General features: G+C 71.8%; 14 protein-coding genes and 1 tRNA gene. 5 read left to right on the top strand and 10 right to left on the bottom strand.

Features of this window, described 5'->3' with window-relative positions; translation table 11 throughout:
* Window positions 1-3: 3 nt before the first annotated feature.
* The 5 genes from ACWDZ4_RS10940 to ACWDZ4_RS10960 form a co-directional block, all read right to left on the bottom strand.
* A complete protein-coding gene (locus ACWDZ4_RS10940; protein WP_451508089.1) occupies window positions 4-1,929 on the bottom strand; it encodes a copper resistance CopC/CopD family protein in 1,926 nt (641 codons plus the stop codon).
* A 14-nt stretch (window positions 1,930-1,943) separates the two neighbouring features.
* A complete protein-coding gene (locus ACWDZ4_RS10945) occupies window positions 1,944-2,402 on the bottom strand; it encodes a copper chaperone PCu(A)C (protein ID WP_451508090.1) in 459 nt (152 codons plus the stop codon).
* Entirely contained in the window at window positions 2,399-3,058 is a 660-nt protein-coding gene (locus ACWDZ4_RS10950; protein WP_451508091.1) for an SCO family protein, read from the bottom strand. The genes ACWDZ4_RS10945 and ACWDZ4_RS10950 overlap by 4 nt, the downstream gene beginning before the upstream one ends.
* A gap of 50 nt (window positions 3,059-3,108) precedes the next feature.
* Window positions 3,109-3,861 carry a YcnI family copper-binding membrane protein gene (locus tag ACWDZ4_RS10955; protein WP_451508092.1) on the bottom strand — a complete coding sequence of 251 codons (753 nt, stop codon included), beginning with the start codon at window positions 3,859-3,861 and terminating at the stop codon, window positions 3,109-3,111.
* 115 nt (window positions 3,862-3,976) lie between these two features.
* Window positions 3,977-4,789, bottom strand: coding sequence for a hypothetical protein (locus ACWDZ4_RS10960; RefSeq protein ID WP_451508093.1), 813 nt, complete (start codon window positions 4,787-4,789; stop codon window positions 3,977-3,979).
* 180 nt (window positions 4,790-4,969) lie between these two features.
* Here ACWDZ4_RS10960 and ACWDZ4_RS10965 point away from each other — a divergent pair, with 180 nt between their 5' ends.
* Window positions 4,970-5,428, top strand: a complete 459-nt coding sequence (locus ACWDZ4_RS10965) for an ATP-binding protein (protein ID WP_344496051.1) — start codon at window positions 4,970-4,972, stop codon at window positions 5,426-5,428.
* Window positions 5,429-5,471: 43 nt separating this feature from the next.
* On the opposite strand, the gene ACWDZ4_RS10970 is transcribed toward ACWDZ4_RS10965, so the two are convergent.
* A complete protein-coding gene (locus tag ACWDZ4_RS10970) occupies window positions 5,472-6,941 on the bottom strand; it encodes an aminopeptidase P family protein (RefSeq protein ID WP_451508094.1) in 1,470 nt (489 codons plus the stop codon).
* An 88-nt stretch (window positions 6,942-7,029) separates the two neighbouring features.
* Window positions 7,030-8,562 (bottom strand): PP2C family protein-serine/threonine phosphatase, encoded by a 1,533-nt coding sequence (locus ACWDZ4_RS10975; RefSeq protein WP_451508192.1) that lies wholly within the window; start codon window positions 8,560-8,562, stop codon window positions 7,030-7,032.
* Between the two features lie 447 nt (window positions 8,563-9,009).
* Here ACWDZ4_RS10975 and ACWDZ4_RS10980 point away from each other — a divergent pair, with 447 nt between their 5' ends.
* The gene (locus tag ACWDZ4_RS10980) at window positions 9,010-9,723 is read left to right on the top strand and encodes a bifunctional DNA primase/polymerase (protein ID WP_451508095.1); all 714 of its coding nucleotides are present in this window, start codon (window positions 9,010-9,012) and stop codon (window positions 9,721-9,723) included.
* A gap of 229 nt (window positions 9,724-9,952) precedes the next feature.
* On the top strand, window positions 9,953-10,603 hold the full coding sequence (locus ACWDZ4_RS10985; protein ID WP_451508096.1) for a hypothetical protein: 651 nt from the start codon (window positions 9,953-9,955) through the stop codon (window positions 10,601-10,603).
* A 205-nt stretch (window positions 10,604-10,808) separates the two neighbouring features.
* On the opposite strand, the gene ACWDZ4_RS10990 is transcribed toward ACWDZ4_RS10985, so the two are convergent.
* The 3 genes from ACWDZ4_RS10990 to ACWDZ4_RS11000 all read right to left on the bottom strand — a co-directional run bounded on the left by ACWDZ4_RS10990 (window position 10,809) and on the right by ACWDZ4_RS11000 (window position 13,419).
* Entirely contained in the window at window positions 10,809-11,822 is a 1,014-nt protein-coding gene (locus ACWDZ4_RS10990; RefSeq protein WP_451508097.1) for a DUF5926 family protein, read from the bottom strand.
* Between the two features lie 125 nt (window positions 11,823-11,947).
* Window positions 11,948-12,547 (bottom strand): ATP-binding protein, encoded by a 600-nt coding sequence (locus ACWDZ4_RS10995; RefSeq protein ID WP_451508098.1) that lies wholly within the window; start codon window positions 12,545-12,547, stop codon window positions 11,948-11,950.
* A 53-nt stretch (window positions 12,548-12,600) separates the two neighbouring features.
* The gene (locus ACWDZ4_RS11000; RefSeq protein WP_451508099.1) at window positions 12,601-13,419 is read right to left on the bottom strand and encodes a glycerophosphodiester phosphodiesterase; all 819 of its coding nucleotides are present in this window, start codon (window positions 13,417-13,419) and stop codon (window positions 12,601-12,603) included.
* Between the two features lie 226 nt (window positions 13,420-13,645).
* On the opposite strand from ACWDZ4_RS11000, the gene ACWDZ4_RS11005 reads away from it, so the two are divergent.
* Both ACWDZ4_RS11005 and ACWDZ4_RS11010 read left to right on the top strand, forming a co-directional pair.
* Window positions 13,646-15,211: a S1C family serine protease gene (locus ACWDZ4_RS11005; RefSeq protein WP_451508100.1), complete on the top strand. Its 1,566-nt coding sequence runs from the start codon at window positions 13,646-13,648 to the stop codon at window positions 15,209-15,211.
* A gap of 43 nt (window positions 15,212-15,254) precedes the next feature.
* Window positions 15,255-15,344: transfer RNA gene (locus ACWDZ4_RS11010), tRNA-Ser, on the top strand.
* Window positions 15,345-15,354: the final 10 nt, after the last annotated feature.

The following is a 15,354-nucleotide window of genomic DNA, read 5'->3' on the forward strand; positions in this document are numbered from 1 at the left end:
CGGTCAGCCGATCTTCACGTTCTTCTTCACGGTCACTTGGTCGATGTCGGAGGTGCGTACGGTCACTTCGAGCTCCCACGTCCCCGGCATGGGGATCTGCACTCCGTTGGCACTCCAGTGTCCGGTGGCGATGCGGTCGGGGACGACGGGCAGCGGCCCGATCTCCTTGGCGTTGTGCGTGAACGCGACCTTCAGCTCGGGTGCGTCCATCGCCCGTCCGTTGGGCCGCTCCAGCCACACGTGCAGGGCGTTGCTCCCCGAGCGCCCCGGGTCGAGTTCGACCCGGGCGGTGCCCTTGCCGTCCTCGCCGCCCGTGTCGAAGGGGATGCGGACGTCGACCGGGCGGTCGGGGACGGCGGCGGCAGCGGTTCCGCTCCGGCCCGCCTCCTTCTCCTCGGTACGTCCGGGCTCGGTGCCCGTCAGTACGGTCGTCACGGCCAGGACCACCACGGCGACGGCGGCCTCCGCGAGTACGGAGCGCCGCAGCCCGAGCCGCCCGGGGTCGGCGTCGCGTACCCGCTTGACGCGCGCGGTGGTCATCGCGGCCTTCTGCCGGGCGAGCTGCGCGGCCCGCTGGGGGTCCGCGGGCACGGTGACCGGCTCGGCCTGCGCCTCCCGCGCCCCCCGCGTCTCCCGCTCCTCGGTCCGCTCCTCGGCGGTCGCGGCGGCTTCCGCCTCCGGCGCGAGCCGCTCCCCGAGCCGCCCCGTCCAGCGCCGCGAGAACCACGCGGTCCCGACGAGGACGGTGATCAGCCCGATCTTGACGAGCAGGAGCCGTCCGTACGCCGTCCCGGTCAGCGCCGACCAGGACCCGACCTGCCGCCAGGACTGGTAGAGCCCGGTCGCGGCCAGCACGGTGACGCCCGCGAAGGCCACACGGGAGAAGTTCCGTACGGCGCCGCGTTCGATGTCCGGCACCCGGTAGAGCGCGACCAGCAGCGCGGCCAGACCGCCCAGCCAGGTCGCGACGGCCAGCAGGTGCAGTACGTCGACGGGCATCGCGATGCCGGTCTGGATGCCGGTCGACGCGTGCTCGGAGAGCGCCCAGGTCGCCGCGATCCCGGCGGCCAGTACGCCGCCGCCCAGGGCGAGCCCGAAGGTGAGGTCCTTCTTCTCCTCGGCGTCCTCCCTCTTCGCGTACGCCCCGAACAGCACGGCGACGAAGAGCGCGGCCGCGCCGAGCAGCAGCAGCCGCGAGACGAGCGAGGCGCCGGTCTTGGTCTCCAGTACGGCCTTGAGCCCGCTGAGGTCGAAGGCGTCGGCGAGTTTCCCGGAGCCGGTGTAGGGCGTGCGGAGCACCAGCATGACCAGGGTCGACGCGGTCAGCGTGATCCAGCCCCGCACGACGAGGCGTTGCAGCGGCCGCTCGCCCGCGCCGCGCTGCCAGCAGGCCAGGACGAAGGCGGCGCCGCCGACGAGGAGGACGAAGCCGGCGTACGCGGTGTAGCGGGCGATGCCGTAGAGCGCGCCGACGAGGCCGCCGCCCGCGCTCTGTTCGGGCAGGGCGACGGTGGTCTCTGAAGGGGCGCCGACGGAGAAGGTGAAGGCGCCGGAGATGGGGTGGCTGTCGGCGGAGACGGCCTGCCAGGCGACGGTGTACGTGCCGTCCGGCAGCCCGGCGTGCAGGGGAACGCCGTACTTGACGACGCCTCCGGTGCTCATGTCGCGCACTTCGCCGGTGTCGGAGCGCTTGCCGCTCGGTTCCAGTACGCGGATCGAGTCGTTCCCGAGAGCGATCTTCTCGGAGAAGGTGAGGGTGACGTGCTCGGGAGCGGTGGCGACCACCGCCCCGTCCTTCGGGTCGCTCCCGGTCAGTGCGGCGTGCGCGGACGCGGGAGCGGCTCCTGCGAGGAGTGTGCCGAGGAGCGCCGTGGTGACGAGCAGCAGCCTGATCACTGCGGCTCCGAAGGGCGGGGCGGATGGGGGCATGGCGTGTCAGTCCCTCACTGCTTGTCCGGGTTGTGGGTGGTCTCCTTCACGGGAAGCTCGGCCCTGATCGGGCCGGCCTTCTCGAAGTGCAGTTCCACGGACACCGTGTCGCCCTGCTCGGGCTTCTTCCTGAGCTCCATGAACATCAGGTGGTTGCCGCCGCGTTCGAGGTTCAGCTCACCGTCCGCGGGGACGTCGAAGGAATCGACCTCCTGCATCTTCTGGTCCGTGGTCCGGTGGATCGTGACCTCGCCCGCGATGTCACTGGTGACGGAGGTGAGCCGGTCCGCCGTGTCGCTGTCGTTCTTCACGGTCAGGAAGCCGGCGGCCATGTCGTCCGTGACCGGCTCCGGCATGAAGGCCCCTTCGACCTTCAGCGCGGGTCGCCGGCTCCCGGATCCGGTGGAGCAGCCCGCCAGTACGAGGCCCGCGGTGAGGGCCACGGCCGTGGCGAGGGTGGTGCGGCGGTTCACGGGTTCTCCCCCTCGACCAGCTCGGGGAGGTCCTCGATGTAGTCGTCGGCGGTGGTGTCGTCGCTGTAGAGCACGTATCCGGCGTCGGTCTTCGGGGAGAACGCGATGACCTGTGCGCCGTGCATGGAGACGACCGAGCCGTCCTTCTCCTTCTTCGGCGGGTCGATGCCGATCCCCATGCGGCGGGCCCCGGCCTGGATGGTCGGGAAGTCGCCGGTGAGTCCGGTGAAGGAGGGGTCGCCCGCGCCCTTGAGCCACGTGCCGAGCGCCTCGGGGGTGTCCCGTTCGGGGTCGGTGGTGATGAAGACGACCTGGAGCTTGTCCCGGTCCGCCTGGGGGAGCTTCTTGTGGGCGATGGCGATGTTGCTCATCGTCAGCGGGCAGACGTCGGGGCAGTTGGTGTAGCCGAAGTAGATGAGCGTCGGCTTGCCCTTGGTGCGTTCCCGCAGGTCGTACTTCTCGCCGTGGGTGTCGGTGAGGACGAGGTCCGGCTTCTCGAAGGGCCGGTCGAGTACGGTCGCGGCCTTCTCGTCCGTACCGGCGGAGACGTCGGAGACGGGGCTGGAGCCGCTGTCGGCCGTGTCGCCGGCGCAGGAGGACAGGGTGAGCGCGGCCGTGGCGACGAGCGCCACGGCCAGCGCGTTCTTCTTGAGCATGGAGGGGGATCCCGGTGTTTCAGTGAAGGTGCGGGGGGCGTCGGGGGACGTCAGGAGGTGCGGCGGCGCCCGGCGAGGACGCCGAAGGCCACACCCGCGACACCCACGATGATGCCGATGACACCGAGGACGCGGGCGGTCGTGTCGCTGCCGGAGGTGTCGGCGGTGTCGTCGGCGGCGGCCGTCTCGCTCTCGTGACCGTCGTCGGCCTTGGCCGTTTCCCCGTCCTCGCTCTTGGCCGCATCGTCGGAGCCGCCGTGGTGGTCGTCACCGGCGGGCTCGCTCAGCTTGAGGACGGGCGCGGGGGACTGCGGCTCCTCCTCGCCCTCCTTGGGCTCCTCGATCCAGCGGACGACTTCCTTGTTGTCGTACGTCTGGACGGCCTTGAGGACCAGCTGGTCGGCGTCTTCCGGCAGCTGTCCGAGGGAGAGCGGGAACTGCTGGAACTCGCCGGGGCCGATCTTGCCGCCGCTCCAGGTGATCTTGGAGACGGCCTCGTCGATCTCCCTGCCGTGGACCTTGAGCGGCTTGTCGAGCTTCGCCTTGGTGACCTCGGCCTTCCAGCCGGGCACGGGCTGCGGCATCACGGACGACAGCGGGTGGGCGCTGGGGAAGGAGACTTCGAGCTTGACGGTCGAGGCGTTGTCCCGCTCGTTGGGCACCTTGACGTTGACGGTGGCGTAGCCGCCCTTCTCGGCGGGCCCGACGGGCTGTACGCCGACGTGTGCGAAGGCCGTTCCCGCGAAGAGCAGGACGGTGGAAGCCGCGGCGGCGACGGAGACGGAGACACGGGTGATGTTCATGGCTGTGAGTACTCCACGGAGCAGGGGTGAATGGTGTTCCGGCGCGCGGGTGCGCACCGGCATCACGACGCGGCTCCCGTGGTGTGGTGCGTGCTGTGCCGGGGAGTGCGCCGTGTCAGGCTGCGAGGACGAGCGCCGCAGCGGGCGGTCCGCGCCTGATCACCGTGTGCTGGAGGGCTTCGCCGGCCGGTCGCAGGGACGTGACGAAGGGGGTGCGCAGGGCGCGCGGCCCGTGCGCGGGCGCCCCGGGGAGCGGGCCGGCGTTCAGCGACCGTACGAGAGCCAGGGCGGCGCGCAGCGACCGTACGAGCGCGCCTTCCGCGACCCCGTGGGCCGACAGCACGACCAGCCGGGACAGTGCGCTCTCCCCGCGCCGCAGGAGCCATCCGGTCGCGACGGCCGCCAGCAGGTGGCCGAGCAGCATGGGGAGGGTGGGCAGCAGTCCGGCGACCGGTCCGGCGGCGATGCCCGTGTGCGCGGCGTGCGCGGTGTGCGCGAGGTGCTGCTGCGCCGTGTGTACGGACGCCGGGTCGATGCCCGCTTCGGTGACGATCCGCCGCGCTTCGGCCGTGCTGAGCGGCAGTGCGCCCGCGCCGCACACGAGCTTCGCGGCGAAGGCGCGCAGCGAGGTGTCGGTGGCCGCGCTTTCGAGGGCCGGGCTGTGCTGGCCCAGCCCGAAGAGGGCGTGCAGGGCGAGCTGCCCGCAGGTCAGTGCGGCGGCGATGGCGGGCATCGAGCGCGCGCGTCCGGCGAGCGGGGCGACCAGGCCGAACACGGCGGCGGCGCCGAGTACCAGCGTCCACCAGGGGACGGTGGCGCAGGACGCCATGGCGTGTCCTGTCGCGGACAGCACGACGCAGACCGCGGTGAACACCGCGGTCCTCAGCAGCCGCAGACCGGCTCCGGCGCGTGCGTCGGACGTAGACATGGCTTCGACATCATCGCACTGCGCCCCCGGTATGCCTACGGCAGGTCCAGGAGCGTATACACCGGCGTAAGGAGTGCTCGCGTCGGCCGAATGAGCGCAAACACGTTGACTCCACGCTTATGGAGCGTCGCCCACGGCAATACGTAACCGTATGTCGAGCCGCAGCCAGGAGGCTGGAGCATGAGCATCTGGTGGTCTCTCCACTTGCGGCGCGAAGCCGCGAGCGTCCCGCTCGCCCGCCGCCTTCTGCTCGGCGCCATGGAGACGGCGGGGGTCGATCCGGACATCTCCTACGACCTGTCGGTCGCGCTCAGCGAAGCCTGTGCGAACGCGGTCGAGCACGGCGGGGACGAAGGGTCCGGAGCACCTTCCGCGGAATACCGCGTGACCGCTTATCTGGACGGCGAGAAATGCCGTATCGAGGTCGCCGACTCCGGGCCGGGTTTTCCCCTCTCGCGGCGGGGCCGCCCTGCCGCGCCACTTCCGGCGCTCGCCTCGGCGGAGAGCGGCAGAGGGCTGTGCCTGATCGAGCAGCTCGCCGATCACGTGCATTTCGGGAACAGGCCGGGGCACGGTGCGGTGGTCAGTTTCGACAAGATCCTGAAATGGCGCGAGGGCGCGCTGCTCAAGGTGTCCTGAAGGCCCTGAGCGGCGTGCCCTCGCGGCGGGGGTGGCAGGCGGGTCAGCCCTGCTTGACCCGCGCCATCCAGGTCTCGACCTCGTCGGAGCGACGGGGCAGCCCGGCCGACAGGTTCCGGTTGCCGTCCTCGGTGACGAGGATGTCGTCCTCGATGCGCACGCCGATGCCGCGGTACTCCTCGGGCACGGTCAGGTCGTCCGCCTGGAAGTACAGGCCGGGCTCGACGGTCAGGCACATGCCCGGCTCCAGCGTTCCGTCGGCGTACGCCTCGCGGCGGGCGGCGGCGCAGTCGTGGACGTCCATGCCGAGCATGTGGCCGGTGCCGTGGAGGGTCCAGCGGCGCTGGAGGCCGAGCTCCAGGACCCTCTCGACCGGGCCTTCGACCAGGCCCCACTCGACGAGCTTTTCGGCGAGCACGCGCTGCGATGCGTCGTGGAAGTCGCGGTACTTGGCGCCGGGCCGCACGGCGGCGATGCCGGCTTCCTGGGCCTCGTACACCGCGTCGTAGATCTTGCGCTGGAGGTCGGTGAAGGTGCCGTTGATGGGCAGGGTGCGGGTGATGTCGGCGGTGTAGAGGGTGTGGGTCTCCACGCCGGCGTCGAGCAGCAGCAGGTCGCCGGAGCGTACGTCGCCGTCGTTGCGCACCCAGTGGAGGGTGGTGGCGTGGGGTCCGGCGGCGCAGATGGAGCCGTAGCCGATGTCGTTGCCCTCGACGCGGGCGCGCAGGAAGAAGGTGCCCTCGATGTAGCGCTCGCTGGTCGCCTCGGCCTTGTCGAGGATCTTGACGACGTCCTCGAAGCCGCGGACGGTGGAGTCGACGGCCTTCTGGAGCTCGCCGATCTCGAAGTCGTCCTTCACGGCGCGGGCCTCGGAGAGGTGGACGCGCAGTTCCTCGTCGCGCTCGGCGGTGACCTTGTCGGTCAGTGCGGCCTCGATGGCGGCGTCGTGCCCGCGGACGCACCGGACCGGTCCGGTGGCCTCCTTCAGGGCGGCGGTCAGCTCGCGGACGTCCTTGGCGGGGATCCCGAGGGCCTGCTCGGCCTCGGCGAGGGAGTGACGGCGGCCGACCCACAGCTCGCCCTGGCCGTCGAGCCAGAACTCGCCGTTCTCACGGTTGGAGCGGGGCAGCAGGTAGACCGTCGCGTCGTGGCCCCCGCCGGCTTCCGGACGGGGTTCCAGCACGAGGACGCCGTCCTGGCTCTGGTCGCCGGTGAGGTACGCGTACTCGGTGGAGGCGCGGAAGGCGTACTCGGTGTCGTTGGAGCGGATCTTGAGGTTGCCCGCGGGGATGACCAGGCGCTCGCCGGGGAAGCGCGCGGAGAGCGCGGCGCGGCGGTCGGCGGTGTGCCGGGCCTGCGCGATCGGCTCCAGGCCGTGCAGCTCGGTGTCGGCCCAGCCGGACTTCATGTTCTCGGCGAGCTCGTCGGAAACGCCCGGGTACAGGCCGTTCTTCCGCTGCTTGATCGGCTCTTCGGACTCTTCCGGGGTCTCCGGGCTGAGCTCTTCGGACACGACTGTCTCCTTGATACGACACTGGACCGCCCTCCATCGTATGTGCGACGGAAGGACGGCCCAGGGCCCTGTGGACAACTGTGAGGAATCAGTCGAACCGTGCCGCCAGCAGCACGATGTCCTCCGCCGCGTCCGCCGAGCCGGCCGTGTCACCGCCGTCCGGCAGCACGGTCCGCAGCACATGGTCGGCGATCGCTCCCGGGTCGTCCCTGTCGGCCCTGGGCACACTCGCGGCGGCCGCGTGCAGCCGTGCGAAAGCACGGTCCATCGGGTCACCGGTGCGCTGGAGCAGCCCGTCGGTGTAGAGGAGGACCGTTTCGCCGGGTGCGGGCGCGATTTCCACGCTCGGCGCCTCCCAGCAGGACAGCATGCCCAGCGGCGCCGAGAGCGACGTCTCGACGTACTCGGTGCGCCGGGCGCCGATGACGAGCGGCGGGCTGTGCCCGGCCCCGGCCAGCACGATCCGGCTCCCCCGGTCTCCGGCAGCGGAGACCCCGGCGGGTTCGCAGTAGGCGAAGAGCGCGGTGGCCGACCGGGCGGGTTCGGTGAGCCGCAGCAGCAGTTCCAGGTCGGACAGTACGGCGACGGGGTCCTCGCCCTCCATCACGGCGTACGCCCGGAGGCTGGCCCGCAGCCGTCCCATCGCGGCCAGGGCGCTGGGCCCCGATCCGGAGACCGACCCGACGGCCAGTCCCAGGGCGCCCTCGGGCAGCGGCAGCGCGTCGTACCAGTCGCCGCCGCCGTGCGGTCCGGTGCGGTGGCGGGCGGCGAGCCGCACCCCGGCGACCCGGGGCAGCCTGCTGGGCAGCAGTTCCTCGGCGACGGTCGCCACCTGCGCGCGGGCGAGCTCCAGCTCCAGCAGCCGGGCCAGGTGTTCGGCGGCGTAGCGCGTGTAGAGACCGGCGAGGTGACGCCGGCGCTCCGTGGGTTCGGCCGGTTCGTCGTACAGCCAGACGGCCGCGCCGAGCCGCGGGGACGCTTCGGTGGCCAGGGGCAGCGCGTAACTGGCGGCGTAGCCGAGGCGCGCCGCGACTTCGCGGTGGCGCGGGTCGAGCTCCGCCTCACCGAGGAGGTCGGGGTGGACGATCTCGCCCGGGCGGGGGGATCCGGGGAGGCCGTCGAGGAGCCGGCCGTACGACGTGGCGCTGCGCGGCACGGTCTCGATGTGGCCGAGGTCGGCGTGGCCGAGGCCGAGGCCGACGGTGGCGGACGGGCCGGCGTCGTCGGCCGGTTCGAGGACCACGAAGCCGCGGCGGGCGCCCACGAGGGCGGCACCGGCGCGGAGCAGTTCGTGCAGTGCGGCGTCGGTCGAACGGGTGCGGGTCAGGCGCTCGGTGAGTTCATGGAGGGTGGTGAGGTCGGAGACCCAGCCCGCGAGCCGGTCCTGGAGCACCACGCCCGCGGCGGGTGGGGCGGGAGCAGGCGGAAGGGACGCGGCATTGTGGGCGGGGGAGGGAACCGCTGGATCGATTCCAGCCACTTTCGGTACGTGCGGGGCGCTCATGATCGCAGGCTTTCCTGCTGGTGCGTTCTGCTCAATAGCATCGCAAACCCCCATGTCATTCTGCGCCGCTATCAATGCATCCACATGTACACGCACAAGTGAGGGGATGTCCAGCATGGCGATCGTGGAACCCCTGGTGTCTGTGGGGATAGTCAACTTGGCCTAAAAATGCCAGACACGGCAGCGATTTGAGGTCGACTGAGGGCGTTCGACAGCGCGTCATACCAGCCGTGATGGGTACCTGATCGGTGAGGGACAGGGGCAGTTGGGACCGCCCTGGAACCTGGTGGCGGGACCGGGCGTCTTAACCGCCGCGGGCCGTGCCCCATCCCCGAGCGGCCGGACCGCAGCACTACGGATCTCCTACGGATCAGTCAAGCGCCATCCGTACGCCACCCTCCGCCACGTTTCACGCTCAGCCCCGAGGCGCTGCCCGTGCCGCAGGCTGAAAGCGCGGCGGTGTGCCACCAGTACGCAGCCAGTACGCGACGTGCACGACCAGTGAAGATGCGCACGCACAGTGCGACATGGACCCCGGCGTTCAACGGAAAGGAACGAGCGCTCATGCGCGAGATCCTCGGAAGGCGACGCAGGCTCCTCCGGTTCCGGCGGAGCGCGGGGCCTGCCCAGCTCGGTGCGGCGCTGACCTGCGCCACCGCTTGGCAGTGGCCCGTACTCCCCGGCGTGGGGCTGAAGGCGTCCGGTGGACGCGGCAGCCGCGACGGCCGCGACGGCCGCGACGGCCCTGGGCAGGGCTGCGCCTGCCCCGATCCCGAATGCGTGGTACCCGGCGCGCACCCCTTCGACCCGGGCATCCTGGCGGCCACCACCGATGAACGCATGATCCGCTGGTGGTGGACCAACCGCCCGACGGCCCCCGTCGTGCTGGCCACCGGGGGCGCGGCCCCGTGCGCGATCAGTCTCCCGTCGGCCGCCGGCGCCGTCGCGCTGACGGCGCTCGACGGCATGGGGATGCGCCTCGGCCCGGTCGTCGCGACCCCGACCCGCTGGTCGCTGCTGGTCGCCCCGTACTCCCTGGAGCGGCTCGGTGAGCTGCTGTACGCCAAGGACTGGGTGCCCAGTTCGCTGCGGTTCCACGGAGAGGGCGGCTATCTGGTGCTGCCGCCCTCGGAGACGGGCACCGGGCAGGTGCGCTGGGAGAGGGCGCCCCTGTCCGGTTCGGCCGCGCCCTGGCTGCCGGATGTCGAGGCGGTCGTGGACGCGCTGGTCGCGGCGAGCAACGGCGCACCGGACGGCGGCAGCCGGCTCGCGTACTGAGGCGCGTACGGAAGCGCGTGCCGAGTGCGGGTGTGGGGTGTGGGGGCGTGAGGCCGGCGGCGGCTGCTGTAGGAGGACGCGCCGCCGGCTCACCCGTACGGGGGTGAGGGAGCCCGTGTTCCGGGGGATTCCGGAGGAATCGGGCGCGCGGCGGCCTTGGTGCGGGCCATCCGTCGATACCTTCGGCTCACCGCAAGAACTTCCGGGCAGCTGACAGGTGGGACCCGCCTTGAACCTCCGCATGATCGGACTCGCGGCCGTCGTGGCGTTCACCGTCCTGCTGCCGCTGGCCGGCGCGTCGGCGGAACCCGAACCCGCGCCCGCGCCCGCGCCCGACGACGCCAAGGCCGCCCCTGCGACCGTTCCCGGGAACGCCCCTGCGACCGTTCCCGGGAACGACCCTGCGGCCCTTCCCGGGAGTGTCTCCGTGACCGTTCCCGGGAGCGCTTCCCGGGCCACCCCCTCACCCGCGCCGCTGACCGCCCTTCCCCCCGTCCCTTCGCCGGTCTCTCCGTCCGCCCCTCCGTCCGGCCGCGACCCGGCCGCGCAGTGCGGCCCCGAGCTCAGCTCCCCGGAAGGCGTCGAGGGGCAGACCTGTGTGCTGACCGACGGCGGCGACACGTGGGCGCGTACCTACTACCGCAATGCCACGGGTACGGAGCTGCGTTCCGTACTCACGCTGATGGGCCCCGGCGGCCGGACCGTTCAGATGCATTGCGTGGTGAGCGCCGAGGACGAGCCGGGAGTATGCGAAACACCGCGTGAACCGTCGCGCGGAAAGGCCGCTCACTATTCGGCGGTTTCGGAGTTCGCTGCGGCGGGAAACGGCCCGCTGCTGTTGCGTTCGGGAAGCAACTCGGCGACTCCCGCTCCCCGTTGATCATCCGATTACGCACAGTGGCGGGACCGGGGCACGGAAAGGCCCGGCCGCTGGCGACGGGGGATGCACCAGCGACCGGGCTCTCAGAACCGTAACAAGATATCCACGGTTGGCAAATTTGATCTCACCTATTCGGACAGGGGTTTACCTGCCGATATGGGGAGTTGTGGCCGGAGTCCCCGGCCGTCCGCGGGAATTGCGGTTGTCAGCTGAGCGTCACCTGGCGGTTGGTGAGTCCGCCCCGCGCGCGGCGCTCCTCCGGGGTCAGCGGGGCGTCCGACGCGAGGGCCGCGGCGAGCCGCTCGGCGAACTCCGCGGCGGGCTTCTCGATGTCCTCCGCCCTGACCTCGCTCGGCAGGTCCCACACCGGAACCATCAGCCCGTGCGCCCGGAAGGAACCGACCAAGGGGGTCCCCCCTGCTCGAACGGAGTTGGGGGCTTGGGGGCGTGTGCCTTCGCCGAGTGAGGACGTACCGGCGGCGTGCAGCCGGGCGAGCGCGTCGAGAAGCTGCTCCTCGGCGTGCGGCATGACCCAGCGCAGGTGGTTCTTGTCGGGGGTCTCGCACCAGTACGCGGCGTCGACGCCGGTCAGCCTGACGGTGGGGATCGCGGCGGCGTTGGCGCGTTCCAGGGAGGCGCTCACCTCCGGCGTCGCGTTCTCCGCGTCGGGGACCCAGAACTCGAAGCCGGAGTGCACTTCCGGCTCGAACGCGGCGTCCGGGTCGAGCAGGTCCTGGAGGCGCGGTCCGTCCGCGGGGGCGCGCTCGGCCGTCACCGGGGTGCCGGGCTTCGCGGTCAGCGCGCGTCGCAGGGTGTCCGCGAGGTCGCGGCTGAGGTCGCCGGAGGGGGTGTCGTTCTGCAGTCCGAGCAGGACGGAACCGTCGTCGCGGCGCAGGGCGGGCCAGGCCATCGGCAGTACGGTCGCCAGCGTGACGGAGGGAACGCCGTCCGGCAGCCCGTCCCTCAGCGTCAGCGCTGCGGTCGCGGCGGGCACCAGCTCGCGCAGGGCGACCCAGTCGCTCTCGCCGGCCAGGCCCTCGAAGGGGCGCTGGACCAGCTCGGTGACGGCGTGCGAGGCGGCGCGGCCGTGGCAGGCCTTGTAGCGACGGCCGGAGCCGCACGGGCAGGGCTCGCGGGCTCCGACGACCGGCACCTCCCCGCTGCTCACCTGGGCCTGCGACGTGGTTCCCCTTGCGGGCTGGGGGCGCTTCTTGGCCATGGCTTGGCTTCTCCCGTTCACGGCAGTGCTGTGTCGGGCGCGAGCCTAGCCGCTGAGACGCCCCCGGCCGGGACCGGCGGGGTCGGTTCGGACCGGTTCGGTGCCGGTCCCGGCCCGCCCCCTGGTCAGTCCAGGTCGTCGAACGGGACCGCGAAGTCCAGTTCCGGGACCGCGATGCGCGTGGCGAAGTCGTCGCGCCGGTGCCCGTCGGTGACGTTCGCCCACACCGTGACCTCGCCGGACGCGTTGTCCCGGACGCCCCAGTCCTGTGCCAGCGCCGTGATGATGTTGAGCCCGCGGCCGCCGCGTGCGGTGACCGAGGGCGTGGCTGGAACCGGCCGGGTGGGCCCGCCTCCGTCCGTGACTTCGACGGTCAGCCCGCCTGCCGTGTCGACGCGCCACGCGGCACGTATGTCGCCGTCGCCCACCTCGGCCTGGCCCAGTGGCCTGCCGTGGCGGCAGGAGTTGCTGAGCAGTTCGGACAGGATCAGTACGGCATCGTCGATGACCGAATCGGACACTCCGTTGATACGCAGTTCGTCGCGCATACGGCGTCTTGCTTCCCCCACGCCCGCAGGGCCATGGGGCACGGCCATGCTCGACGACGTGGGCACTTCTCGTGCCACCACCAACGCCACCCCCGAGACCTCCTTCGCCCCACGCCAGGGAGTGAATGCCCCAATGGCCTGGACCGGAAACCGGCCAGGCGCCGGTCGGTGACGCACTCGCACTGATCGAATACGGACCGAACGCGCCGGTGCACTCCCTGTAGTGAAAATCATGAGCGGCCGAGCTGGGAAAGCACCTGCTTCGGGCGGTTTGTGATGATCGCTTCCACGCCGAGGCGCGCGCAGAGTTCGACGTCCTCCGGCTCGTTCACCGTCCAGACGTGCACCGGGTGGCCCGCGCGGTGCAGCCGTTCGATGTAGCGGGGGTGGCTGCGGACGATCCGGATGCCGGGGCCCGCGATGTGCGCACCGGCCGGAAGCCGCCCGTCGCGCAGGAGCGGGGAGGCGAACTGCATCAGATAGACGGTGGGGAGGGCGGGCGCGGCGGCCGCCACCCGGTGCAGCGAGCGTGCCGAGAAGCTCATGACGCGCACGGGTGAGGGCTCGCCGGCCACGGGCGCGTCCAGGCCGAAGCGCTTCAGCAGCTGGAGCAGCCGCTCCTCGACCTGGCCGGCCCAGCGGGTGGGGTGCTTGGTCTCGATGGCCAGCTCGACGCGGCGCCCGGCGTCCGAGACCAGCTCCAGGAGGCGCTCCAGGGTGAGTACGGAGGTGAACTCGCCAGGGCTGTGCCCCCGGGCCGGATCCCAGTCCGGCGACTCCTCGCCGCCTTGCCAGGAGCCGAAGTCGAGGGCGGCGAGGTCGGCCAGTTCGAGGGCGGAGACGGCGCCGCGGCCGTTGGAGGTGCGGTTCACCCTGCGGTCGTGGACGCAGACGAGGTGCCCGTCCGCGGTGAGCCGTACGTCGCACTCGAGGGCGTCCGCGCCGTCCTCGATGGCCTTGGTGTACGCCGCCAGGGTGTGTTCGGGGGCGTCCTCGGAGGCACCGCGGTGAGCGACGACTTGGATGGTGTGCTGCCGTGCGTGAGTCACCGCGTCATGGTGTCACCGAGGGTGGGTAGGCGCGTAGACACGTCACAGGGGGGAGCTGGTTCGGCCCTTCTCGGGATGCGGGCGTTTTGACCGATGTAAAGGATGTTCCGTGGATGCACAGGAACCGCTTACGGCCGCCTGATGTGCGGTGAGAAAAGCTGACAGCGGACACTTGCACACTGGTGACGTTGACCGAGACCGACGTGGTACCGAGGAGAAGAGAGCTGTGAGCACCGAGAACGAGGGCACTGCGGTTCCGGCCGCCCCGTCAGCACCTCCCGTGCCGGTGGCCGCTCCCGGGCCCGCCCCCGACGCCACGGGCACGGACGCCGTGGCCCCCGGCCACGAGCCGGCGCCGCCCGCCGCGAGCCAGTCCGCCCAGAACCCCGCCCCCGACCAGCAGGCTGCCCAGAACCCCGCCCCCGAGCGGCCCGCCCACAACCCCACGACGCAGGGGCACACCCCCACCCCGCAGCCGGGGTACATGCCGGTGCCGCAGCCCGTGGCTCCCGCCCCGCAGCCGCATCCGCAGTCGTATCCGCAGTCGCAGGGAGAGCCCGGGGCCGGATGGCCGCCTCCCCCGCCCTCCCACGGCGGCGGTGGCAGCGGCGACAGCGCCGGTCCCGGATGGGGCGCGCCCATGGGGCCCGTACCTCCCGCGCACAAGAAGAAGCGCGCCGGCGGTCTCGTCGCCGGGGTGCTGGCCGCCGCGCTGGTCGCGGGCGGCGTCGGCGGCGGCATCGGGTACTGGGCCGCCGAGCGGGGCGACAACCCCACCGACTCGACCACCGTCTCCGCGTCCGGCAACACGAAGGACTTCAAGCGCGACCCGGGCACCGTCGCGGCGGTCGCGGCCAAGGCCCTGCCGAGCGTCGTCACCATCGAGGCGCAGGGCGGCGACGGCGAGGGCGGCACGGGAACGGGCTTCGTCTACGACGTGCAGGGCCACATCGTCACCAACAACCACGTGGTGGCGTCCGCGGCGGACGGCGGCGAACTGTCGGTCACCTTCTCCAACGGCAAGGAGTACGACGCCGAGGTGGTCGGCCGCGCGCAGGGCTACGACGTGGCCGTGCTGAAGCTGAAGAACGCCCCTTCCGGCCTGGCCCCGCTGCCCCTGGGCAACTCGGACAAGGTCGCGGTCGGCGACTCGACGATCGCCATCGGCGCGCCCTTCGGCCTGTCGAACACGGTCACCACCGGCATCATCAGCGCCAAGAACCGGCCCGTGGCCTCGGGCGACGGCCAGAACAGCAAGGCGTCGTACATGAGCGCCCTGCAGACCGACGCGTCGATCAACCCGGGCAACTCGGGCGGCCCGCTGCTCGATTCGAGCGGCGCCGTCATCGGCATCAACTCGGCCATCCAGTCGGCCGGCACCGGTGGCTTCGGCCAGTCCCAGGCGGGCTCCATCGGCCTGGGCTTCGCGATCCCGGTCAACCAGGCGAAGACGGTCGCCCAGCAGCTGATCAAGACGGGCCGGCCGGTCTACCCGGTGATCGGCGCCACGGTCTCCATGGACCCGAAGGGCGACGGCGGCGCCGTCATCGCGGACCGCGGCACGGGCGGCACCCCGGCGGTCCCGTCGGACAGCCCGGCGGGCAAGGCCGGTCTGAAGGCGGGCGATGTCATCACCAAGCTCGACGACCGGGTGATCGACAGCGGCCCGACCCTGATCAGCGAGATCTGGACCCACGAGCCGGGCGACAAGGTCACGCTCACGTACGAGCGCGACGGCAAGACCTCGACGGTCGAAGTCACCCTGGGCCAGCGCGAGGGCGACGACAGCTGACCGGTTAGGCTGTCCTCGCGCCGCCGCGGGACGGTGGCGCGAGGGTGGGTTGCCCGAGCGGCCTAAGGGAACGGTCTTGAAAACCGTCGTGGCAGCGATGTCACCGTGGGTTCAAATCCCACACCCACCGCCAGGTCAGAGTA

It is taken from the genome of Streptomyces sp. NPDC003016 (genome assembly GCF_053591455.1).